This is a genomic window from Kribbella sp. NPDC048928 (genome assembly GCF_043197975.1).
Lineage (GTDB): Bacteria > Actinomycetota > Actinomycetes > Propionibacteriales > Kribbellaceae > Kribbella.
On record NZ_JBICUC010000003.1, the window covers coordinates 303247 to 325744 of the forward strand.

Annotated in this window: 25 protein-coding genes; 15 read left to right on the plus strand and 10 right to left on the minus strand. The window is 69.8% G+C overall.

The features are described 5' to 3' along the window. Positions 1-13 precede the first annotated feature (13 nt). The 5 genes from ACGFI6_RS14865 to ACGFI6_RS14885 are packed head-to-tail and all read left to right on the plus strand — an operon-like array spanning position 14 to position 4661. Positions 14-1351 carry an ArsA family ATPase gene (locus tag ACGFI6_RS14865; protein ID WP_393118652.1) on the plus strand — a complete coding sequence of 446 codons (1338 nt, stop codon included), beginning with the start codon at positions 14-16 and terminating at the stop codon, positions 1349-1351. Continuing rightward, positions 1348-1818 carry a hypothetical protein gene (locus tag ACGFI6_RS14870; RefSeq protein WP_393118654.1) on the plus strand — a complete coding sequence of 157 codons (471 nt, stop codon included), beginning with the start codon at positions 1348-1350 and terminating at the stop codon, positions 1816-1818. The genes ACGFI6_RS14865 and ACGFI6_RS14870 overlap by 4 nt, the downstream gene beginning before the upstream one ends. After that, positions 1809-2780, plus strand: coding sequence for an ROK family glucokinase (locus ACGFI6_RS14875; RefSeq protein WP_393118656.1), 972 nt, complete (start codon positions 1809-1811; stop codon positions 2778-2780). The genes ACGFI6_RS14870 and ACGFI6_RS14875 overlap by 10 nt, the downstream gene beginning before the upstream one ends. Before the next feature lie 55 nt (positions 2781-2835). After that, positions 2836-3969, plus strand: coding sequence for an ROK family glucokinase (locus ACGFI6_RS14880; RefSeq protein WP_393118658.1), 1134 nt, complete (start codon positions 2836-2838; stop codon positions 3967-3969). After that, complete coding sequence (locus ACGFI6_RS14885) at positions 3966-4661, plus strand: endonuclease/exonuclease/phosphatase family protein (protein WP_393118659.1); 696 nt, start codon at positions 3966-3968, stop codon at positions 4659-4661. The genes ACGFI6_RS14880 and ACGFI6_RS14885 overlap by 4 nt, the downstream gene beginning before the upstream one ends. 143 nt (positions 4662-4804) lie before the next feature. Here the strand turns inward: ACGFI6_RS14885 and ACGFI6_RS14890 are convergent, their stop codons facing one another. Next, positions 4805-5554: an enoyl-CoA hydratase-related protein gene (locus tag ACGFI6_RS14890; protein ID WP_393118661.1), complete on the minus strand. Its 750-nt coding sequence runs from the start codon at positions 5552-5554 to the stop codon at positions 4805-4807. Between the two features lie 102 nt (positions 5555-5656). On the opposite strand from ACGFI6_RS14890, the gene ACGFI6_RS14895 reads away from it, so the two are divergent. Continuing rightward, positions 5657-6205, plus strand: coding sequence for a hypothetical protein (locus ACGFI6_RS14895; protein WP_393118663.1), 549 nt, complete (start codon positions 5657-5659; stop codon positions 6203-6205). A 1-nt stretch (position 6206) separates the two neighbouring features. Here ACGFI6_RS14895 and ACGFI6_RS14900 read toward each other — a convergent pair whose 3' ends face one another. From ACGFI6_RS14900 to ACGFI6_RS14915, 4 genes are read right to left on the minus strand one after another with little or no spacing between them, the layout of a single operon-like run. Next, a complete protein-coding gene (locus ACGFI6_RS14900; RefSeq protein ID WP_393118665.1) occupies positions 6207-6635 on the minus strand; it encodes a YybH family protein in 429 nt (142 codons plus the stop codon). A 26-nt stretch (positions 6636-6661) separates the two neighbouring features. Further along, entirely contained in the window at positions 6662-7894 is a 1233-nt protein-coding gene (locus ACGFI6_RS14905) for a TIGR00300 family protein (RefSeq protein ID WP_393118667.1), read from the minus strand. 53 nt (positions 7895-7947) lie between these two features. Then, positions 7948-8673: a hypothetical protein gene (locus ACGFI6_RS14910; RefSeq protein WP_393118669.1), complete on the minus strand. Its 726-nt coding sequence runs from the start codon at positions 8671-8673 to the stop codon at positions 7948-7950. Next, positions 8666-9436, minus strand: coding sequence for an alpha/beta hydrolase (locus ACGFI6_RS14915; RefSeq protein ID WP_393118671.1), 771 nt, complete (start codon positions 9434-9436; stop codon positions 8666-8668). Before ACGFI6_RS14915 ends, ACGFI6_RS14910 begins: the two co-directional genes overlap by 8 nt. A gap of 327 nt (positions 9437-9763) precedes the next feature. Between ACGFI6_RS14915 and ACGFI6_RS14920 the strand changes: the two genes are divergently transcribed. From ACGFI6_RS14920 to ACGFI6_RS14950, 7 genes are all read left to right on the plus strand, one after another. Beyond that, positions 9764-10528, plus strand: coding sequence for a lysophospholipid acyltransferase family protein (locus tag ACGFI6_RS14920; protein ID WP_393118673.1), 765 nt, complete (start codon positions 9764-9766; stop codon positions 10526-10528). 36 nt (positions 10529-10564) lie between these two features. Further along, positions 10565-10957: a DUF2237 family protein gene (locus ACGFI6_RS14925; RefSeq protein ID WP_393118675.1), complete on the plus strand. Its 393-nt coding sequence runs from the start codon at positions 10565-10567 to the stop codon at positions 10955-10957. Positions 10958-11018: 61 nt separating this feature from the next. Then, a complete protein-coding gene (locus ACGFI6_RS14930) occupies positions 11019-12392 on the plus strand; it encodes a class II 3-deoxy-7-phosphoheptulonate synthase (RefSeq protein ID WP_393118677.1) in 1374 nt (457 codons plus the stop codon). Positions 12393-12549: 157 nt separating this feature from the next. Next, positions 12550-13584 (plus strand): threonine aldolase family protein, encoded by a 1035-nt coding sequence (locus ACGFI6_RS14935; protein ID WP_393118679.1) that lies wholly within the window; start codon positions 12550-12552, stop codon positions 13582-13584. Between the two features lie 130 nt (positions 13585-13714). Next, a complete protein-coding gene (locus ACGFI6_RS14940) occupies positions 13715-14692 on the plus strand; it encodes a ribose-phosphate diphosphokinase (RefSeq protein WP_393118681.1) in 978 nt (325 codons plus the stop codon). Positions 14693-14839: 147 nt separating this feature from the next. Then, entirely contained in the window at positions 14840-15481 is a 642-nt protein-coding gene (locus ACGFI6_RS14945; protein WP_393118683.1) for a hypothetical protein, read from the plus strand. Between the two features lie 42 nt (positions 15482-15523). Continuing rightward, the gene (locus ACGFI6_RS14950) at positions 15524-16273 is read left to right on the plus strand and encodes an SAM-dependent methyltransferase (RefSeq protein WP_393118685.1); all 750 of its coding nucleotides are present in this window, start codon (positions 15524-15526) and stop codon (positions 16271-16273) included. A 12-nt stretch (positions 16274-16285) separates the two neighbouring features. Here ACGFI6_RS14950 and ACGFI6_RS14955 read toward each other — a convergent pair whose 3' ends face one another. Both ACGFI6_RS14955 and ACGFI6_RS14960 read right to left on the minus strand, forming a co-directional pair. Further along, complete coding sequence (locus ACGFI6_RS14955; protein ID WP_393118687.1) at positions 16286-17071, minus strand: alpha/beta hydrolase; 786 nt, start codon at positions 17069-17071, stop codon at positions 16286-16288. 91 nt (positions 17072-17162) lie between these two features. Then, positions 17163-17705 carry a DUF2231 domain-containing protein gene (locus ACGFI6_RS14960; protein WP_393118689.1) on the minus strand — a complete coding sequence of 181 codons (543 nt, stop codon included), beginning with the start codon at positions 17703-17705 and terminating at the stop codon, positions 17163-17165. A gap of 91 nt (positions 17706-17796) precedes the next feature. Here ACGFI6_RS14960 and ACGFI6_RS14965 point away from each other — a divergent pair, with 91 nt between their 5' ends. Continuing rightward, positions 17797-18324: a hypothetical protein gene (locus tag ACGFI6_RS14965; protein ID WP_393118691.1), complete on the plus strand. Its 528-nt coding sequence runs from the start codon at positions 17797-17799 to the stop codon at positions 18322-18324. Between the two features lie 4 nt (positions 18325-18328). Here ACGFI6_RS14965 and ACGFI6_RS14970 read toward each other — a convergent pair whose 3' ends face one another. Next, the gene (locus tag ACGFI6_RS14970) at positions 18329-19609 is read right to left on the minus strand and encodes a hypothetical protein (protein WP_393118693.1); all 1281 of its coding nucleotides are present in this window, start codon (positions 19607-19609) and stop codon (positions 18329-18331) included. Continuing rightward, positions 19599-20096, minus strand: coding sequence for a SigE family RNA polymerase sigma factor (locus ACGFI6_RS14975; RefSeq protein WP_393118695.1), 498 nt, complete (start codon positions 20094-20096; stop codon positions 19599-19601). The genes ACGFI6_RS14970 and ACGFI6_RS14975 overlap by 11 nt, the downstream gene beginning before the upstream one ends. A 132-nt stretch (positions 20097-20228) precedes the next feature. Between ACGFI6_RS14975 and ACGFI6_RS14980 the strand changes: the two genes are divergently transcribed. After that, positions 20229-21299 (plus strand): glycoside hydrolase family 172 protein, encoded by a 1071-nt coding sequence (locus ACGFI6_RS14980; RefSeq protein ID WP_393118697.1) that lies wholly within the window; start codon positions 20229-20231, stop codon positions 21297-21299. Here the strand turns inward: ACGFI6_RS14980 and ACGFI6_RS14985 are convergent. Then, a complete protein-coding gene (locus tag ACGFI6_RS14985; protein WP_393118699.1) occupies positions 21296-22498 on the minus strand; it encodes a glucoamylase in 1203 nt (400 codons plus the stop codon). The two genes, ACGFI6_RS14980 and ACGFI6_RS14985, sit on opposite strands and share 4 nt — an antisense overlap.

The window sequence follows — 22498 nt, forward strand, 5'->3', positions numbered from 1 at the left end:
TGGGTTCCGGCAAGTGACTCGGGTACTGCTTTACACAGGTAAGGGCGGCGTGGGCAAGACGACCTCCGCTGCCGGTACGGCCACGCTCGCGGCGCTCCGCGGGCTGCGCACGCTGGTGCTGTCGACCGACGCCGCGCACTCGCTCTCGGACGCGTTCGACTCCGAGGTGGGTCAGGAGCCGACCGAGATCGACGACCTGCTGTTCGTCCAGCAGATCGACGCGCAGCGCAAGTTCGAGCGCTCCTGGGGCGACATCCAGAACTACCTGCGCTCGGTGCTGCACATGGTCGGCGTGGATCCGATCGAGGCCGAGGAGCTGACCGTGCTGCCGGGCGCCGCGGAGGTGCTCGCGCTGCTCGAGGTGCGGGACCACGTGCGGTCCGGGCGCTGGGACGTGATCGTCGTGGACTGCGCGCCGACCGCCGAGACGCTCCGGCTGCTCGGCCTGCCCGAGGCCCTGAACTGGTACCTCGACCGGATCTTCAACGCCGAGCGGAAGATGATGCGGACGTTCCGGCCGTTCATCAACCGGGGCGTCGGTCTGAGCCGCGGGTCGAGCATCCCGATGCCGGACGACAACGTCTTCGACGCGCTGCGCCGGCTGCAGAGCGACCTGGCCGACATCCGTACGCTGCTGGCCGGCCCGGACGCCTCGGTGCGGCTGGTGCTGACGCCGGAGGCGGTCGTGGTCGCGGAGGCGCGGCGGTCGCTGACCAGGCTCTCGCTGTACGGCTACCGCGTGGACGGCGTCGTCGCGAACCGGGTGTTCCCGGCCGCCGGTGCGGACACGTGGCGCCGGCAGTGGGTCGCCGCGCAGCGCGGGATCCTCGAGGAGGTGGCGGACTCGTTCCGCCCGCTGCCGATCTGGGAGTCGCCGTACCGCGTGTGCGAGCCGGTCGGCGTCGAGGAGTTGGCCGCGTTCGCCGTCGAGATGTATGGCGGGGACGACCCGTTCGCGCGCGCCACCGACGAGACATCGCTGTGGGTGGACCGGCACATCGACACCGACGGCCGGACGTACACGCTGACAATGCCGTTGCCGTTGGCATCCGCCGACGAGCTGGAGCTCGCGCGGCACGGGGACGAGCTGATCATCACCGTCGGGTCGTATCGGCGGGTGCTGCCGCTGCCGGCCGCGCTGGCACGTGGCGTGGTCGCCGGTGCCCGGCTGGACGAGGGGCGGCTGCAGGTGCGGTTCGCGCCGAAGGAGACCTCGCGGCCGGTGGCGTCACCGGAGGTGCCGAGCGGTGCGGGTCCGCTGGAGTCCGCGCAGGAGCTGGCGCAGGGGCTCACGGCCGAGTACCACGAGCAGCTGGCCCGACGCGAAGCCGCGATCGGGGACGGCCGGTGAAGGAATCCGTCGGATCCGTCGCGGAGGAGGCCGCCAAGCTGTTCGCCGTACTGCAGAACGCGGCGGCCGAGGCGGCGCCGGCCGCAGAACCCCGCGCCGCGGAGTCCCGGTCTGCGGAGCCACCCGTTGCGGAGCCGGAGGCTGTCGACGCGGAGCATGAGCACGATCACAAGCTCGGGCCGGACTGTGTCTGGTGCCCGGTCTGTCAGCTGATCCACCGGGTGCGCACCACCAGCCCCGAGACGATCGAGCAACTGTCGACCGCGGCCGCGCACGTCCTCGGCTCGCTCAGATCTCTGCTGGAAGCCGCCGCGGATGCGGCCCGGCAGGCGCGCGAGGACGCAGCGACGCGGACCTCGGCACCCGGCCAGGAACCGGACCAAACGGCCCAAGAACCGGCCCCGGAATCAACTCGGTCCCGGGTGGACCGGATCGACGTGAGTGAGGACCCCGAACCATGGGACTGACGATCGGCATCGATGTCGGCGGTACGAAGATCGCCGCCGGCGTGGTCGGCGAGGACGGCGTGATCGGTACCCGCACGCACCGCGACACCCCGGCGGACTCCGTCGACGCGACCGCGGCGGCGATCTGTGACGCCGCGGCCGAACTCATCGCGGACCACGACGTGGAGGCGGTCGGCATCGGCGCCGCCGGGTTCGTGTCGTCGGACCGCTCGACCGTACTGTTCGCGCCGAACCTGGCCTGGCGCAACGAGCCGCTGGGCGCCCGGGTCGCGGAGCAGCTCAAGGTCCCGGTCGTGGTCGAGAACGACGCCAACGCGGCCGCCTGGGGCGAGTTCGCGTTCGGCGCGGCCAAGCACGTCGAGCACATGGTCTGCATCACGGTCGGTACCGGCATCGGCGGCGCGGTCGTCAGCGACGGTGAGCTGCTGCGCGGTGCGCACGGTGTTGCCGCGGAGCTCGGGCACATGCGCGTCGTACCGGGTGGTCATCGGTGTGGTTGCGGTGCGCGCGGCTGCTTGGAGCAGTACGCGTCCGGGCGGGCGCTGGTGCGCGAGGGCAAGGCCCGGGCCGAGTCCGGGTCGCTCGGCGCCGTGCAGATGCTCAGTGTGTGCGGGATCAAGGATCCGGCCGAGCTGACCGGGCCGATGATCACCGACGCGGCGATGCAGGGCGACCCGTGCGCGGTCGAGCTGCTCGAGGACCTCGGCCGCTGGCTGGGCGAGGGGCTGGCGAGCCTGGCGACCATGTTCGACCCGACGCTGATCGTGATCGGCGGCGGCGTGAGCGCGGCGAAGGACCTGCTGATGAAGTCCGCGCAGCAAGCGTTCGAGAAGAACCTGCCCGCCAAGTCGAACCGCCCGCACGCCGCCTTCAGCCTCGCCGAGCTCGGCAACGACGCCGGCCTGATCGGCGCCGCCGACCTGGCCCGCAAGCCGGCCCCGGCACCCGAAAAATCCCGATGATTGTCCTGACCAGGGATACTGGAGGGACAGCGGGGGTCGCGAGGAAGGTCGAACGTTGGCTCTGACACAGGCTCTGACGATCGGGATCGACATCGGCGGCACGAAGGTGGCGGCCGGGGTGGTCGATCCGGAGGCCAACATCCTGGACCGGGTCCGCCGGGACACGCCGACGACCGACCCGCGGGAGACCGAGGACGCGATCGCGGAGATCGTACACGACCTGGAGTCGCGGCACGATGTGATTGCCGTCGGCATCGGTGCCGCCGGGTTCGTCGACGTGACCCGTTCGTCGGTGCTGTTCGCGCCGCACCTCGCCTGGCGGCACGAGCCGCTGCGGGACGCGGTCGAGCGCCGGCTCGGCCTGCCGGTCGTCGTGGAGAACGACGCCAACGCGGCCGCCTGGTCGGAGTGGCGGTTCGGCGGCGGCCAGGGCGAGAGCCACCTGGTCTGCGTCACGCTCGGTACCGGGATCGGCGGCGCGATCCTCAACGACGGCTCGCTGCAGCGCGGGAAGTTCGGTATCGCCGGCGAGTTCGGGCACATGCAGGTGGTGCCGGGCGGTCACCGCTGCGAGTGCGGCAACCGCGGCTGCTGGGAGCAGTACGCGTCCGGCAACGCCCTGACCCGCGAGGCCCGCGAGCTGGCGCTGTCCGGATCCCCGGTCGCGCACAACCTGCTCCGCGCGGCGGGCGGGGACCCGCGCAAGATCAACGGCCCGATGGTGACCGAGCTCGCCAAGGACGGCGACCCGGTCGCGGTCGAGCTGCTCGAGGACGTCGGCCGCTGGCTCGGAATCGGCCTCGCGAACCTGGCCGCCGCGCTGGACCCGGGCACGTTCGTGATCGGTGGTGGCGTGTCCGACGCGGGCGAGCTGCTGCTGGCACCGGCCCGCGAGGCGTTCAAGCGGACGCTGACCGGCCGTGGTTTCCGGCCGGAGGCGCGGATCGTCCGTGCGGTGCTCGGGCCGGAGGCGGGCCTGGTCGGCGCGGCCGACCTCGCGCGTGAAGAGGCCACCTGGCTGCGTCGCGTCCGGGTGAAGACCACCGCCGTGACTGCGAAGACGGCTGCGGCGCGTGGGCGCTCGACCCGGCTGGAGCGTGCCGCCCGCAAGTCCGCTGCCCGGCGTACGGGCATGCGCACCGACCCCGACCTGCACCCTGCGGATGTGAACGGCGACCCTGACGTATGACGCACGATCACCTGCGGGTGCTCTCGTACAACGTGCACCGGTGGGGTGACGACCGTACGGCGCTCGCGCGGGTGGTGAAGGCGTGCGCGCCGGACGTGATGCTCGTGCAGGAGGCGCCGACCTGGTGGGGGACCCGGCGGAAGCGGCGGGCGATGGCCGCGACGTTCGGGATGCGGTACGTGGCCGCGTCCGCCCGGAACGCGATCCTGGTTGCCGAGGGCATCGACCTGACCGAGTCGCTGCACTGGCGGGTCTGGCGGCCGTTCGTCCGCCGCCGGCTGAACTTCGTCGCCACCCAGCTGCCCGGTGGCGCGGTCGGCGGTCAGGTGCTGCTCGGCACGACCCGGATCGCGCTCGTCGTGTGCCATCTCGGGCTGCACATCCTGGGTCGCGGGCGGGAACTCGAGCAGATCCTGCAACGATGCCGTTCGTTCGGTACGCCCTATCTGCTGGCCGGTGATCTGAACGAGGAGCCCGACGGCCCGGTCTGGAAACGCCTCGCCGAGGAAGGCCTGACCGACCTGGGCGCCGACGCCGGACCGACCTTCAGCTCCACCAACCCGCACAAACGCATCGACGGCGCCCACCTCACCCCACCCCTGCAGGGCCGCATCGTCCCGACTCCTGCGACGCCCGAAGACCTGGCCGCCGCCTCCGACCACCTCCCGATGCTGATCGAGCTCAAGCCCTGAAACGACTCGCGGATCCCGAGCCCATCACAATCGGGCTCACCCAGCGCGTCCCCGCGCGACCGCCCCGAAGGTCCGCAATTGTGATGGCCTGGCGATCCGCATGCGACGGCAGCCCGGGTGGCCGGGCCTGGAGGTCCGGGTCGTCAGCTCTTCGAGCGGTTCAGGAAGATGAGCATTGCTTCCTGGGCGGCGGGGGAGGCGAAGAGCGAGGCGGACAGCTCGGCCAGATCGTTGCCGCGGGCATCGATGTCGGCAAGCAACTCGCGGTTGAGCAGCTTCTTGGTCTCGCTCAGACCCTGCGGCACGCCCTTCAGCACGGAGGCGACGACCGTGTCCAGCGCTTCGTCGAGGCCGGCGTCGGGAACCGTCAGGGTGAGCAGGCCGAGCCGGGAGGCCTCCAGGGCGTCGAAGCTGTTGCCGGTCAGGAACGTGTACGCCGCGGCGCGGTCGGTGAGACGGGGGAGGACGGTCAGCGAGATCGTCGCCGCCGCGAGGCCCAGCCGTACCTCGGTCAGCGCGAACGTCGCACTCTCACCCGCCACGCTGATGTCGGCCGCCGCCACGATGCCGATCCCGCCGGCCCGCACCGGCCCGGCCACCCGCGCGACCACCGGCTTCGGGTTCGCGACGATCGCGCGCTGGACGTCGACCATCCGCTGCGCGCCGACCCCCATCCCGACGGTCGTCGCCTCGGACAGGTCCGCCCCCGAACAGAACACGTCGAGCGCAGACCGGATCACAATCACCCGTACGGCATCGTCCGCGCCTGCCGTCTCCAGCTGAGCCAGCAACTCACCGGTCAACTGCTGCGACAACGCGTTCTTGTTGTGCGGCGAATCCAACGTAATCGCCGCCACCCCACCGGACACCGCCAGCTGCACCAGTTCACTCATAACCCCATCCAACACCCCGAACCCGTCAGCCGCTGTGTTCCGCACTACATGGCCCCCACCGGTCCCTAGCATGATGCTTTCCACTTCTGCCTGAGGAGCGCCATGGAAAAGTTCGACCTCGACACCGCGGACGCCACCGTGCGGGTCGATCTGGGCGGCTCGTTCTCCTACGACCAGATCCGCGACATGGTGCGCGCGGTCTGCAACCAGACGACGCACACGCAGTTCTACGAGACGACGGAGACCGTCGGCGGACAGGACTTCCCGGTGCTCGCGCAGCAGGCGTACATGCCTGCTCAGAACCTGTTCGTGGCACCAGGGCGCGAGGCCGGCCGGCTGTCGTTCGCTCCGGACCAGGAGTACACCCATCTGACTGTGGTCGCCCACGAGCAGGCCGAGCGCGGGACGATCGCCGCGGTCCGGGTGTATCCCGAGGGTCGTGGCAAGGCTGCCTCCGAGCTCGCCGGACAACTGTCGCGTGCCTTCGACAAGGACATCAACGAGTTCCAGGCGTCCGAGTACTACCGCCAGCAGATGGAAACCGGCAGCCCACTCCAGGCAGGGTCCGGGACGGACGGTGCCAGGGACCGGACCCAGGACCACCAGGGGGCCGGAGCCAATCGCCGCCAGGACTCAGCCCGCAACTGGTAGCTCATCCCGCGTCCGGTGGTGCTGACTTCGGGTTCAGGGGGTCGGCGTGGCGGTGGGTGATCTTCCAGTGGCCGTTCTCGGCGCGGAAGATCATCGTGGCGCGCAGGACGTGCGGGACCGGGGCCGGCTGGGTGATGTGGTGGACCGTGCAGCGCTCGATGGCGACCGTGTACGCGGTGTCGGCGCCGACGTACTTGTCGAGGTACTCGAACTCGACCGGGTGCCCGGTGTCGTGGAACTGCGACGCCGCCCACTCGTAGCGCGGGCCGATCTCCGACCAGCCGACCTCCTGGCCGCCGAAGCCGCCGAAGATCGAGCTCTGCTCGCTGTGCGACACCAGCGGCAGCCACAGCGACGGATCGCCGTTCACGAACGCGCTGTTGGCCTCCTCGAAGCGGCTCAGGAACGATTCGAAGTCTTCACTCGCCATGCCCCCAGCCTGACCCCGGAGGGGGGTCACTCGCTCCCGGCGTAGGTGGGAGACAGCTCACGCGCGAGGTGCTCGACGAACAGGCCGACGTCGGTGACGATCCCGCGGGCCTGCGACGAACCGCGGTCCGCGAGCTTGGTCACGGTGGCCGGGTTGATGTCCACGCAGGTCAGCGGGATCGACGCCGGCAGAATGTTGCCGGTGGCAACCGAGTGCAGCATGGTCGCGGCCATCAGGCAGTACCCGACACCGTCGAGCTCGGCGCGCATCGCCCGCTGACCTTCGAGTACGTCGGTGTAGACGTCCGGCAGCGGGCCGTCGTCGCGCACCGAGCCGACCAGGACGAACTTCTTCCCCTGCCGGACCAGCGCGTGCATCACGCCGGACGTCAGTACGCCCTGCTCGACCGCGTCCGCGATCGACCCGGCCTTGCGGATCGTGTTGATCGCGCGGATGTGGTGCTCGTGCCCGTGCTCGACGCCCCGTCCGCGCGCCAGGTCGACGCCGAGCGACGTCCCGTACAGCGACGACTCGATGTCGTGCGTCGCGAGCGCGTTGCCGGCGAACAGTACGTCGACGTACCCGGCCTCGACGATCGCGACCATCGCCGGGGCCGCGCCGGTGTGCACGATGCCGGGGCCGCCGACCCAGAGCACCTTCTGCCCGTTCGCCTTGGCCTCGCGCATGCCGTCCGCGACCTGCTTGACGAGCACCCGCTGCGGCTTCTCCGACGAGACGTCGGACTCCATGAAGCCGAAGCCCTCCTCGGTGTTGACCACGATCGGGGGAGTCACCCGGACGCCCTGCGCACTGGTGATGATCTGCATCCCGGCGCGGACGTCGGACATCGGGATGGTGCGCACCGTCGAACCTTCGACCAGCAGGCCGCAGTCCATCTCGGGGTTCTGCACGTCGACCCAGTGGCCGCCGAGCCGGACCCGCGTCGGCAGGTTCGTGGTCGAGTAGAACCCGTCCGGGAACACGCCGTCCCGGGTCACCTCGGTGATCTCCGGCGTGCCGGGGTCGACCAGGTTCGCGCCCTTGGTCTGGATCCGCATCAGCAGCCGCTGCAGCGACTCCTCGTCCTCCGCGCCGACCGTCATCCGGACCGTCGACGGGTCGTCCTTGTCGTACCCGAGGTCGAACTTGTCCAGCGTGTACTCGCCGCCGTACCCACGGATGTCGTCGAGGACGCGGGACAGCAACCCGGAGTCCATCAGGTGGCCGGTGATCTCGACGGTCTCGGTGACCAGTGGCACGACAGCCTCCCAAAAGCAGTCTCGTCGGATTGTCCGACGATCTGCATGCTAGCTCAGACGACCGCCCCGTCGTCGCCGCCGTCGCCCGGCGGCAGCCGGTCCTTCATCCTGAGCACCAGCGTGAGGAATCCGCCGATGAACCCGGCCACCGCGAGCGTGGTGATCCGGCCGGTGCCGAAGCCCAGAACGGCGGCCGCGATCAGCAGCAGCGGACCGCCGAGCAGACCCAGCCAGGCGAGCCGGCTGACCCAGTCCAGACGGGGACCACGCGGCGGCTCGGGCGGGACGAAGTGCTCGTGCGGGTCGTCGGTCTTCTTCGCCGGTTTGGCCTCGTCCTCGTCCGGGGTGTCGTCCTTGATCGTCAGACCGGTCGGTACGTCGATCAGCGGCTCGTACTTCTCGTCGACGTCCTCGCTGACCGGCCACCGCGGCACCGGGTCCGCACCGCCGTCGTGGCCGGGCGCGGACGGCTTGTTGAACTGCTCGACCAGACCCTTCCACTCGGCGTCCTCAGTGCTGCGATCGATCACCGGGCGGGCCCGTTCCACCGCCTCGGCGTCGACGAAGATCTCGTCGTACCCGACCGGGATCCGGGCCGGCTCCTCGGCCTCCTCCGGTGTCGCCACCTCGGTCGCGACCTCGCTCAGGGCCTCGCTCTGGTTCTCGCAGTAGGCCGCGATGCCGGCCGCCTTCAGTGCGTCCAGTACCGCCTCGGAGACCAAGGGGTCGATCCGGCCGAGCGACGTGTACGCCGTCGCGGTCAGTCCGTTGTCACGCATCGTCGCGACCACTCAGCCGGCTGATGAACGCTGCGGAGTCGGCGAAGATGCGCGGTGCGTCGTTGTCCAGAGTTGCCACGTGATAGCTGTCCTCGAGCAGGGTCTCGGTCACGTCGCGGGACGAGATCGAGGACAGTACCGCCCGCCCCGAGCTCGGCTCCACCACATGATCGACAGTACTGCGGAACAGCAGCACCGGCTGCGTGATCTTCGCCAGATCGGCGCGGGTGAGCTTCCAGAGCCGGGACAGCGAGAGCAGCGCGCGCAGCGGCATCCGGTCGTACGCGTACTCCACGGTGCCCGGCTTCTTGATGTCGTTGGAGATGCCCGGGAACGACGGGACCACCCGGGCGAGCACCGGGAGCAGCGCCAGCCGCTTGTCGTCGGTCCGTACGGACGGGTTGATCAGGACCAGACCGGAAATACCGGCGCCGTGCTCCTCGGCGAGCCGCAGGACCAGGCAGCCACCCATCGACAGGCCGACGAGGAACACCTTGTCGTGCTCCTTGCGGAGGCGCTCCAGCTCGTTGCCGAGGACGGCGTACCACTCCGGCCAGCCGGTCCGGTTCATCTCCTGCCAGCTGGTGCCGTGCCCGGGCAGCCGCGGCACCGCCACGCCGTACCCCTGCGCGGCCAGATGCTCGGCGAACGGCCGCATCGAGGCCGGCGAGCCGGTGAAACCGTGGCTCAGCAGCACGCCGACGGCGGCGTTCTGCCCGGTACCGGGACTGCGAAACTCCTCCGCGTGGGCTTGCACTGGCACGCTCGACTCCTCGCCGTTCACGGTCCTCACAGACGCGCCACAAGTGCGCGTGACAATCGTCGCATCCGGGCACCAATCAGTCTGCATCCAGTCTGCATCCAGGTGACAACACGGTGAGCAACACTCGCATTCCTGGCGGTGACATTGCCTGAGAGGGAAGCTGGAACGTAGTGTCCGCACCGGAACGGTCGGCGCCGCGGGTGTCGTGCGACCGTCACCGGCGGGCACTGGTGCCGGACGTGGGTACGGGCCGACGATGGTCTGGTGAGCTGGGTCGGGTCTTGTGTCGGGTGAATGTGTCGGGCGAGTTGACGGAGGTCGAGGCGGATGCTGTACCTGTTCCTGAGACGGTTCTTTGTCGCTCCACTGGTCAAGCTGCTGTTCCGGCCCCGGGTGACCGGCGTCGAGCACGTGCCGAGCGACGGGCCGGCGCTGCTGGTCAGCAACCACCTGGCGTTCTGTGACTCGATCTTCCTGCCGGTCTCGGTGCCGCGGCAGATCGTCTTCCCGGCCAAGTCGGAGTACTTCACCGGCCCCGGCCTGAAGGGCAAGCTGGTCGCCACCTTCTTCCGCTCGGTCGGCCAGATCCCGATCGACCGCTCCGGCGGGCGGGCCTCGCTGGCGGCGCTGAACACCGGTCTGGGGATCCTCGAGAAGGGCGGCCTGTTCGGGATCTACCCCGAGGGCACCCGCTCGCCCGACGGCCGGCTGTACAAGGGCAAGACCGGCGTCGCCCGGATGGCGATCGTGGCCGGCGTACCGGTGATCCCGGTGGCGATGATCGACACCGAGAAGCTGCAGCCCGGCGGCCAGATGAAGCCGAAGATGTTCTACCGCGAGAAGGGCCGGCTGCTGCCGCGCCTGGTCCGCCCGGGCGTCGCGTTCGGCGAGCCGCTGGACTTCTCCCGGTACGAGGGCATGGAGCGCGACCGCTTCGTACTGCGCTCGGTCACCGACGAGATCATGTACGCGCTGATGGACCTGTCCGGCCAGGAGTACGTCGACATGTACGCCGACAAGGCCAAGGAGCTGATCAAGGCGGGCGAGTCCGTCGACGACCACGTCCGCCTCGGCGACACGAAGGCCAGCTGACCCCTCCCGGCCCGCCGTCCCGCGAAGATGGACGCCATGGACAGCGACCTGAACGTCTTGGGCGAGCCGCTGGAGGAGTGCGGGACCGACCCGGTCACCGGCTTCTACCGGGACGGCTGCTGCACGAGCGGCCCGGAGGATCTCGGCAGCCACACCGTCTGCGCGGTGATGACCGCCGAGTTCCTCGCCCACCAGACCTCGGTCGGGAACGACCTCGTCACCCCGCGCCCGGAGTACAGCTTCACGGGCCTCCAGCCGGGCGACCGCTGGTGCGTGGTCGCGGCGCGCTGGCTCCAGGCGTACCACGCCGGCGCCGCGGCGCCCGTCGTACTGGCGTCCACCCACGCCCGCACCCTCGACACGATCCCGCTGACCGCGCTCCGGGAACACGCCGTGGACGTGCCCACCGACCCGAGTTCCCTGGCCTGACCCGGAGGAGTGTGGTGAGACGGACACTGGGGGTTGCGGAGGGCTCTACTAGGCTGAGGGCATGCAATTCGCGACGTTGACGATGGGGCGGGTACCGGGGGTTCCGACGCTGGACGAGCTGCGCGGGCTGAAGCCGTTGCAGCAGCCCGAGTGGCCGGACCAGGCGGTGCTCGAGCAGGTGATCGCCGAGCTCCGGACGCTGCCGCCGCTGGTGTTCGCCGGTGAGTGCGACGACCTGACCGCGAAGATCGGTGCGGTCGCGCGCGGCGAGGCGTTCATCCTGCAGGGTGGCGACTGCGCGGAGACGTTCGCGGGCGTGACCGCGGAGAACATCCGGGCCAAGCTGCGGGTGCTGCTGCAGATGTCCGTCGTCCTGCAGTACGCGGCCAGCGTGCCGGTCGTGAAGATCGGCCGGATCGCGGGGCAGTACGCGAAACCTCGCTCGTCGGGCGAGGAGACCCGGGACGGCGTGACGCTGCCGTCGTACCGTGGTGACGCGGTCAACGGGTTCGACTTCACGCCCGAGTCCCGGATCCCGGACCCGCAGCGCTTGCGCGGTGTCTACAACGCGGCGGCCGCGACGCTGAACCTGACCCGCGCGTTCACCACCGGTGGGTACGCCGACCTGCACCAGGTGCACGCCTGGAACACGGACTTCGTGAAGTCGTCGCCGGTCGGCCGCCGCTACGAGCAGCTGGCGTCCGAGATCGAGCGCGCGCTCGCCTTCATGCGGGCCTGCGGCGCGACCGCGGACGAGTTCCGGACCGTGGACTTCTACGCGTCGCACGAAGCGCTGATCCTCGAGTACGAGCACGCGCTGACCCGGATCGACTCGCGCACCGAGCAGCCGTACGACGTGTCAGGCCACCTGCTGTGGGTGGGCGAGCGGACCCGGCAGCTGGACGGCGCGCACGTCGAGTTCCTCGCCTCGCTGTCGAACCCGCTCGGCGTGAAGATCGGGCCGACCACCACGCCCGAGTACATCCGGACCCTGATCGACAAGCTGAACCCGAAGGGCATCGAGGGGCGGCTGACGTTCATCACCCGGATGGGCGCGGGCAAGATCCGTTCCGCACTGCCGCCGCTGCTCGAGGCGGTCCGCGACCACGGTTCGCCGATCGCGTGGGTCTGCGACCCGATGCACGGGAACACCTTCGAGACGCCGAACGGGTACAAGACCCGCAACTTCGACGACGTGATGGACGAGGTGCAGGGCTTCTTCGACGCGCACGAGCAGGTCGGGACCTGGCCGGGCGGCGTCCACATGGAACTGACCGGCGACGACGTCACCGAGTGCCTCGGCGGCGGCGAGGAGCTGGTCGCGGAGGACCTCGTCAACCGGTACGAGACCGCCTGCGATCCGCGGTTGAACCGGCACCAGTCGCTCGAGCTCGCCTTCCTGGTCGCCGAGCGGCTGCGCGGAGCCAAGGCATGACTGTGTCGGATGCCGCGACTCCGTCGCGGCGGGTCCCGGGGCTGTTACGCCCGTTCTTCCCTCGTCGCTCCGGTCGCTTCGCTCCCTGCGCTCCTCAGTCCAGAACGGGAGGCCCCAGGACCGGGCTCCCTCCGCTCGGTCCAGGAGCGGAGGCCCGATGACTGCGGGCATGATCGACCTCCGGTCCGACACCGTGACGCGGCCGTCGGCGGAGATGCTGGCGGCGATGACGTCGGCTCCGGTCGGCGACGACGTGTACGGCGAGGACCCGACGATCAATGCGCTCGAGGAGCGGGTCGCCGGGTTGCTCGGGCACGAGGCCGGGCTGTTCACGGTCACGGGCTCGCTCGCCAACATGCTCGGCGTCCGGGCGCTGGTGCCGCGCGGCGGCGAGGTGCTGTGCGAGGCGAGCGCCCACATCGTCCGGGCCGAGCTCGGGTCGCACGCGGCCGTCAGCGGCGTGACGACTCGGACCTGGAGCGCGCCGGCCGGGCAGATCGACCTCGAGCAGATCCGTACGCTGATCGCTCCCGACCTCGGTCCGTACTTCGTGGTCACGTCGGCGGTCTCGGTCGAGAACACGCACAACTTCGGCGGCGGGTCGATCCAGCACGGATTCGACGCGCTGGCCGACGAGCTCGACGTGCGCGGGATGCCGCTGCACCTCGACGGGGCCCGGCTCTGGAACGCCGCCGTCGCGACCGGCCGTACGGTCGAGTCGTTCGCCTCGCGGGCGGCTGCGGCGAGTGTGTGCCTGTCGAAGGGCCTGGGCGCGCCGGTCGGTTCGGTGCTCGTCGGGTCGGCCGAGCTGATCCGTGAGGCACGCATCTGGCGGAAGCGTCTCGGCGCGGGCTGGCGGCAGGCCGGCGTCCTGGCGGCAGCCGGGCTGTACGCGGTCGAGCACAACGTCGAGCGGCTGGCCGAGGACCACGCGAACGCCCGCGCGATCGCCGAGGTGCTCGCGGACGCGGCGCCCGGATCGGTCAAGCCGGACCAGGTCGAGACGAACATCGTCGTCGCGGACCTGGCCGCGACCGGCAAGACCGTCGCCGAGGTCGTCGCGGCCGCCAAGGCCGAAGGCGTCCTGGTCGGCGGTGTCGGCGCGACCCAGCTCCGGATCGTCACCCACCTGGACGCGTCCGCCGAGGACTGCCGTACGGCCGCTGCTGCCCTCGCCCGCATCATCGGCTGACCCGAGGGGGCCGATCCGCCGGTGCTGCTGTGACGATGCTGATGCTGTGGCGCGTGTGGACTGCTGCGGAGGCGGACGGCGGCGCCAGGTAGGCTTCCGCTGTATTGGGTCGCAGCATTCGGGGAGAGCCGTGCGAGAGATCGTCGTGTTCAGCGGAAGTGCCCACACCGAGTTGGCGGAGCAGATCTGTAGTGATCTCGGCGTCCCGCTGTCTCCGGTCGAGATCCATCGTTTCAGCAACGATTGCCTGCAGGTACAACTGCAGACGAACTGCCGGCAACGAGACGTCTACATCGTGCAACCACTGGTGCCGCCCACGCAGGAGCACCTGATGGAGTTGTTGCTGATGATCGACGCCGCCCGCGGTGCGTCGGCCCAGCAGATCACCGCCGTCATCCCGCACTACGCGTACGCCCGGTCGGACAAGAAAGACGCGTCCCGGATCTCGATCGGCGGCCGGCTGGTCGCGGACATGCTGACCACGGCCGGCGCGAACCGGGTGCTGACGATGGCGCTGCACGCGCCGCAGGTGCACGGATTCTTCTCGGTGCCGGTCGACCACCTGACCGCCATCGGCGTCCTCGCGGACCACTTCCGTGGCCGCGATCTCTCGGACACCGTCGTCGTCAGCCCCGACCTCGGCAACGCGAAGACCGCGACCCAGTTCGCCCGGCTGCTCGGCGTACCGGTGGCGGCCGGCAGCAAGCAGCGGCTGGCCGACGACCGGGTGGTCATCGACGCGATCGTCGGCGAGGTCGCGGGGCGGCGCGCGATCATCCTGGACGACGAGATCGCCACCGGCGGGTCCATCATCGAGCTGCTCGACCGGCTGAAGGACCACGGCTGCACCCAGGCCGCCGTCGCCTGCACGCACGGGCTGTTCGCCGGCCCGGCCGTCGAGCGGTTGCGTTCGCACCCCTCGATCACCGAGGTCATCAGCACCGACACCGTTCCGCGCCCGGCCGGCTTCCCCGAGCTCGAGGTCACCTCGGTCGCCGGCCTCTTCGCCGAAGCGATCAAGCGCATTCACGACGGCGAATCGGTCAGCAGCCTCTTCGACGGCGTAGACCCCACCCACGCCCCACCCCAACCCAAACTCCCGTTCTGACCGACCGCCGCGGCCGACGATGCCGCAGTGGAATTTCTCGATGCTGCCGGCCGGGCGGCTGGCTCTTCGACGCCGTTGCGGAGGAGTCGCGCGAGCGCGCCGAGAACCATCCACCACGACTCGGCGGGGTGGGGCTATCGTCGAGAGGTGGAGGGGTGGGAAGGGCTGCGGGTGGAACTGCGGCGGCTTCTGGAGGAGGCGCCGGGGGCGCTCGTGGTGTTGCCGGATCCTGGCAGCGAGCGGCGGTACGAAAAGCGGGTGCGGATCGAGCTGGCCGCGTGGGCTACGGACATCGCCGGCGATTTGCACGCGACGTACGGCGACTACCTGGATCTGCGGGTCGGGGCAAAGCTGTTTCCCCGTGGCGAGCTCGTCCACGACCGCCTGAACGAGTTGCGTGGCGAGCCGGCCGACGCTGCCGGGCTCGAGGTCGAGGCACCGGCGCCGCTGTCGGTACGGTCCGGCCGGGATGCGCGGCGCGAGGTGCGGGTGACGAATCGGTCGCCGGAGACGCAGGTGTTCATCACCAACGGTGAGGTGTCCTCCGTGATCATTGACGGCTCGGGACGTGTGGTTGGCCGGTTCGTCGGGCCGCATCCGCTGCCGCGGGTCGGGTTCGAGGTGGGGCCGTACGGGAGTCGGCTGGTGCCTGTTCTGATTGGTACGGCTGTGGTGGTTCCGGATCTGGAGTACGCCGTGCCGCCGGGGCAGTGGACTCTCGTCGTTGTGCTCGCCACCGAGTCCGGCGACGTGCTGCGGGCGTCGTTGGAGCTGACGGTCACGCCGTAAACGGGTTGCTCGGGTACGGATGGTCGCGCAGACTCCGGTCGCGTGGATGAGCTTGATGTGCTGCTGAGGAACGAGCGGTACCCGCGGTCGGCCAGGTACTCCGCGCGCTGGATGATCGACGGCGCGATGGGGCCGAACCCGGTCTGGCAGGCGGAGGCACTGGCCGCGGTTCTACCGCTCGAGCCCGGTATGCGCGTCCTCGATCTGGGCTGCGGTACGGCGCTGAGTTCGATCTTCCTGGCGAAGGAGTACGGCGTCGAGGTCTGGGCGACCGACCTGTGGGTGAAGCCCGACGAGAACCTGCGGCGCGTGGTCGAGGCGCAGGTCGAGGACAAGGTGCACCCGATCTACGCCGAGGCCCATGCACTGCCGTTCGCGGACGACTTCTTCGACGCGGCCGTGAGCATCGGGGCGTACCACTACTTCGGCACCGACGACCTTTACCTCGGCTACTTCTCGCGCTTCGTGAAGCGCGGCGGGCGGATCGGCATTGTGCAGCCGGGCCTTGCGGAGGAGTACGAGACGCTGCCGCCGCCGCACCTCGAGCCGTACTGGAGCTGGGACTTCTGCGCCTGGCACAGCGCAGAATGGTGGCGACGCCACTGGGAAAAGACCGGCCTTGTCACGGTCGACCATGCGGATCGGCTGCCGGACGGATGGCGTGACTGGCTGCAGTGGAACGAGGCCTGCGACCAGGACAGCGGTACGCCGGGACAGGAAGCCGAAATGCTCCGGATCGACGCCGGCAGCACCCTTGGCTTCACCCGGGTCACGGCCCAACGCACCAGCTGAGACCAGCCCAGCTCAGCGTTTGGGGAGGGCGAGGTTGCTCGCGGTGAGCCAGTTGTCGATGTGGCTCATCGTCGTTTCGAGAATCTCGCCGAACAGGAGCATGTGGTCGGCGTCGAGGATCTCTTGGTACGTGGCGTTCCGGTACTTCGATGCGGTGGTGCGGCAGACGGCCGAGGCCACCGTACGATCCTGGCCGCCGCCGAAGATCAGCACCGGCCCGGGGATCGCGGTGTAGTCGACGCGCGACGCCTTGCGGCGATCGAGTTGTGGGAAGGCCATCTCGCAGTACGCACGGCCCGATTCGCAGACCAGGTCCGCGAACAGCGCCCGGGAGTCCTCGTCCGTCTGCGTGATCCGTCCGCCGACGTGGAACTTCTCCCAGGTCGGACGCAGCGGCTTGGTCCACGGCCGGCGCTGGAGGTAGTGGCTCAGGAACAGGCGCGTCATCGACGGGTACATGGCGAAGATCCCGGCCGCCGGCGCCGGGCAGACCCCGATCAGACCGGCGTGCGCGGTCCGGGCGGCGACGAGCTGGGCGAGCAGTCCGCCCAGCGAGTGCCCGAGGATCAGCGGCGGCGAATCGAGCGACTCGCACACCGCGACCAGATCGTCGACGTAGTCCGTCAGGCTGAGCGTCGCGATCTGCGCCGCTCCTTCCTCCAGTGGCAACTCGTGGTGGCGCAGCGTCGGCGTGTGCACGACGAATCCACGGGCCTCGAACGCGGCCCGCGCCTCCCGGAAGTGGCTCCCGCGACCCCAGGTCCCATGGATGAGGACGACATGCTCGACAACACTCATGTCGCCGAAACCTATCCGACCAAGCCCCCACCGCACGAACCCCGCTAGCCGCGCCGAGCGCCGCATCCCTCGCGTCGGGCCGGGCCGCGCGCTAGTCGTCACTGGTGAGGTCTCGGCGGGCGGTTCCGCGGTGGAGGGCCAGGTGCCCGCCGAGGAAGCCCGCACCTGCCACCACCAGGTTCCCAGCCGCAGCCAGCCTGGTAGCGCGGCGGTGGTCTCCGCGCAGCCGCGCGATCAGCGAGCCGGTGAAGAGAACCGTCGCGGTGTCCATGCCCAGCGCGTGAACCGCCCCGATCCTGCGTTCGACACCCGACAGTCCCGCCCAGTCGCCGGCACCCGCGACAGCCGTCGGCAGCGACGCCAACAACCCCAAGCCCGCAAGAAGCGTTGCCCCACGGCGCGACTCGTATCCACCCGCGACATCGAGAACGGACGTACCGAGCCAGCAACCAGCAGTCACATCGGTCAGCGACGGATGCAACGAATGCCCCAGTACGTCGCTGTGCAGCGGGCTGCGCCGGACCCAACCGATCAGCGGCCCGTACGCCCACTCCTGAACACGGGCAAGCCGCTCGGAGACAGGGCTTTCGCCGACTGCGCTGAGTACGCGTTGCGGCAGTGATCTCGACGCCACGCTTTGAAGATACGCTCGCGCCGAGCGCCTCCGGAAGCGCTCGCGGCGACCGCGAACGGCGTTGGTGGTGCGGCGGGTTATCGTCTGCGGCATGGAATCGGTGTCTCCGCGGGTACGGACTCTGGGCGCGGCTGTTGTCTGTCTGGTGATCGCGGTGGCGGCCGGGCTCGCGGTGGACAGTCGGCTCGACCGGCATTGGGTGCTGCGCGGGCTCACGGTGTTCCTCGCGCTGTGTTGCGCGACGTTGCTGCTGACGGACCAGAGCCGGCGGCTGCGGCAGATCATCACGGCGGTCGGGCTGGCAATGTTCGGGCTCGTCATCCCGGTCTCGCAGACGACCTGGTCGAAGCCGCCCGAGGTCGATTTCGCCCTGCAGGTCGCGACGGACGCGAAGGCCGCGGCGCAGAAGGCTGCCCGCAGCGCGGTCACTGTCGCGGACGTGAAGTCGGCCGCGGAGGCGCGTGGCGGAGCGGTCGGGTCGTTCCCGACCGAGAAGAGCCCGCAGGTGCGTGGCGCGGAGGCGTACCCGCTGATCGTCCGCGCCAAGCGGGCCCAGGGTCGCCCCTGGGCCTGCCTGTCGTTCGTCAACGGCCTCGATGCCAAGGTCCGCCCCTGCTGAGCAGCTACCTGATCGCGGTGGCGGCGTCGAACCAGGAGCCGATGTCACTCGGCGAGCTGGTCAGCTTCAGCGTCTCCGCGATCCGGCGGAGCTGGTCGTGGGTCAGTTGGTTGCCGAGGCTCTTGATCTCGACCGCGACGCCGTTCCCCTCGAGGCGCAGGACGTTCTTGGCCTGCCTCAGTGCCTCGGCTTCGGCCTTGGTGTCCCCGGTGCGGAGCATGGACTGGTCGTTCGTGAAGTACGCGTGCATGCCCTGAATCGTTCCGTCCGGCTGGACCGAGCCGAGGCGGCCCAGCAGGTTCCACGTCGACGTGGTGTCGTAGGCGATCTGCAGGTCGTCGCCGAGCCCCGGAGCGGTCGTCGGATTGCCGAGCTTGGTCTCCGCGAACGGAATCGGCTGCCCGGTGTTCTTGTCGATCTGTGCCTTCGGCATCTTCTCCGGGCGGTAGCCGGTGGCGGTGTTGCCGTCCTGCCAGGTCGCAACGAACATCCGTCCGTTGCCGGAGGCACCGGACTCCGTCGGCCGGTAAGAGATGTGCCGGGGCGTCAGGCCCGCGAGGCCGTCGCCGACCTCGAACGGCGAGTGCAGGAGCTGCGGTCCGGGCGACACCGTCCGCGCGATCGTCATGATCAGCTTGAGGTCGGCGAGGTACGGCGCGTCGACCGTCGGTACGGAAGTCGTCCCGAGGTGCTCCTGCGAGAAGCACGAGAGCAGTGCCCAAGTACCCTCGGCAGGCTGCCAGACGAGCGTCTTCGCGATCGCGGGAGTGAGGTCCGCGACGGGCGGTCCTTGCGGCGTCGGCACGAACGGGTTGTGTCCCTTCTGCCACGTGACCAGCTGTCCGCTCCGGCCGCCGATCTTGACAGTCTGGCTGCCGGCGGGGATGGTCGCCGGGTCGAAGTCACCGTTGCGATGCAGTTGGAAGTTGCACAGGCTGGCACCCGGATTGTCGTTCCCGGCCAGCGCATAGATCTGACGGTTCGCGGTCTGGACCTGCGTGACCTCGTACATCGTCTTCGGGGTCTGGAAGCCGACCCAGTTCGACCAGGCCGACGGCTGCTTGTCCGGACCCGCGACCGGGGCCCCCGTGGAGATGACGTGCGGTACGACGACCGCGGCGGTTGCAGCCGCGGCGGTGGCCAGAGCGGTGCCGATGACCAGGGCAGTACGGCGGTACGCAGAGCGCCGGGAACCGTCCTGGACGGTGGCGCGGACGTCGCCGGGGTGCGGAGCGTTCTCGGCCAACTCACGGAACGCCTCGTGAAGATCTTGTTCAGTACGCATGGTGGACTTCCTCGGTCAGAGGTGCGCGCACGAGTTCGATGCGCAGGGTGGCCAGGGCTCGGGAGGCGTGGGCGCGGACGGTGCCGGCGGAACAGCCGAGGGTCTCGGCGATCTCGGCGTCCTTGAGTCCGCCGTAGTAGCGCAGGACCAGTACGGCACGTTGCCGGCGCGGCAGCTTGGCGAGCTCGCCGAGCAGTTCGTCGCGGTCCGCCGTACGGTCGGCGTGGTCCGGGCTGGTACCGGACTCGATCTCGGCGCTCGGTACGTACCGCGACCACTTGCGCCGCCAGGACAGGTACTCGTTGACCACCATCCGGCGCAGGTACGCGTCCGGGTGTTCCAGCCCGCCGATCCGGTCCCACTTGCGCTGGGCCTTGATCGCCACGTCCTGGACGACGTCCTCGGCCAGATGCGGCGTACCGCACAGGACGGTCGCGAACCGCAGCAGCGGCGCGAGCCCGGTCTGCAGCCAGTCGTCGAACGTCACGAGCATCCCTCCCTCGGTGGTGGCCTACACCAGTACAGACGATGCCCGGGGCCGATCTGCTGAGTCCACTGCTGAGTCCACTTCCTGGGCAATCGATTTCTCGGCGGACTCCGGCGGGCCTAAGGTCTCGCTATGACACTTGGGAATCTCACCGGCATCAGCGCGCTCGCCGACGTCGAGACGCGCTCCATCAGTGCGGAGAACCCCACCGGCGAGCCCGGTCAGGGTGGACGGCGGACCGAGGGCACCGGGGCGCACGCGGCCCGCGACCTCGGCCAGGGCTGGAAGGTCTCGCCGTCCATCGAGATCGGCCCGGGGGAGACCGTGACACTGGCCGACATCGCCGGTTCGGGCTGCATCACGCACATCTGGCTGACTACGCACGTCGACCACTGGCGCCGGCTGATCCTGCGGGCGTTCTGGGACGGCGACGACGCGCCGGCGATCGAGACGCCGGTCGGTGACTTCTTCTGCTCGGGCTGGGGCAAGTTCGCCCAGGTCAACTCGCTGCCGGTGGCCGTGAACCCGAACGGTGGCTTCAACTGCTACTGGGAGATGCCGTTCACCCAGCAGGCCGAGTTGACCATCGAGAACACCCACGACGAGCCCGTGGTCGTGTACTTCCAGGTGGACTACTGGCTGGGCGCCGTACCGGACAAGTCGGCGTACCTGCACGCACAGTGGCGCCGCAGCAACCCGCTGGCGGCCGAGACCGTGCACACCCTGCTGGACGGTGTGGAGGGCCCCGGGCACTACGTGGGCACGTACCTCGCGTGGGGCGTCAACAGCACCGGCTGGTGGGGTGAGGGCGAGGTGAAGTTCTACATCGACGGGGACGACGAGTTCCCGACTATCTGCGGTACGGGAACCGAGGACTACTTCGGTGGCGCGTGGAACTTCGACGTGCCACACCTGGGCGGCTACACGGAGTTCAGTACGCCTTACCTCGGGATGCCCCAGGTGATCCGCCCGGACGGGCAGTACCAGAGCCAGCAGCGCTTCGGGATGTACCGGTTCCACCTGCCTGACCCGGTGCGCTTCAAGGAGCGGCTGCGCGTCGACGTACAGGCCCTGGGCTGGCGGTCCGGTGGCCGTTACCTCCCGCTCCAGGACGACATCGCGTCGACGGCCTTCTTCTATTCGGGCAAGACGAGCACCGGCCGCCCGAGCGCACCGACTCACGACGGTATGGAGATCTGTTAGGGAACAGGCAGCGGGTTCTGGAGTGCTGTGTCGGTGAGGACCACCAGGGCTGCGGTCCAGGCGAGTGGGGCCTCACCGGCCGGCTCCAGGTCCCGGTTGACCTTCTCCGGTAGCGCACCGGTCTTGGTGCGGTGCTGGTCGAGCCAGGTGAGCAGGGTGCGCGCTACAGCCTGATCGCCACGTGCAGCAGCGCTCAGAGCGAACAGCGCGGTCTCAGGTGTCCACGACACCCCGTCCACTCTCCAGTCCTCGCCAGGCGTCACGCCGCCGTTGGGTTGCGTCAGTACGGCGTGTGCGCTGTTGATCGCCGTACTGACGACCGGGCGGGCCGGCGTGAACGGCGGGCCGAGGACGGTCACGAACGCGTCCGCGCCGCCGCCGAGGCTGATCGGCTCGACACCTGGTTCGACGAAGCTGGTGGCGCGAGCAGGCGTCCGCGCGTAGTTGGGCCCGAAGACGTGGTCGGTTGCCGTCGACAACTTGTCGAGCGCCGCCTGCCACCGGGCCGCCTCGGCCGGGTGTTTCTGGTCGGTGGCGATCCGGACGGCCGAGCGGAGTCCTGTCAGCAGCGGGGCGACTGTGCCGAGCGTCAACTCCTTCTCGGACCGCTCCCAGTAGTCAGGGGAGGGCGCCGGCAGCCCGTCCGGCCCCAGCTCGTGCAGGATCTGGTCAGCCGACTCCTGGACGAGATCCCAGTACGGCTGGCCGGCACGGCAGAACCAGGTCGCCCACAACACCCACCCGGACGCGTCCAACTGCGGCTCGCGGCCGTCGTCGACATGCTGCCCAGTGCCGGTGTACCGGGCCTCCCAGCGACCGGTCGACGGACGGACGCTGTTGAGGAACGACAGCACCTCGAGCGCGTCGTCGTACTGCCCGGTCGCGCAACGCGCGACAGCGACGAACGACGCGTCTCGTGGCCACACGTACCGCCAGGGGCCGTTCTGCCCGGCCAGGGTGGCGCCGTTCGGGAGGGTGAGGGCGTCGAGGTCGGCGAGGGCGTGCCGGACCAGGTCGTCGTACTGCGGGCTCACGAGCGCCGAGGCGGCGTGGCCCGGTGCATGCGGGATGCCCTCGGAGACCAGACGCGGCTGCGGGTTGCGGACCAGGTTGCTGACGGTCCCGGCGGCCAGTACTGCCAGCAGTAGGGCGATGACGACGTACGGGAACCACCGGTCGCGTGGCCGGTTCTCCCGCAT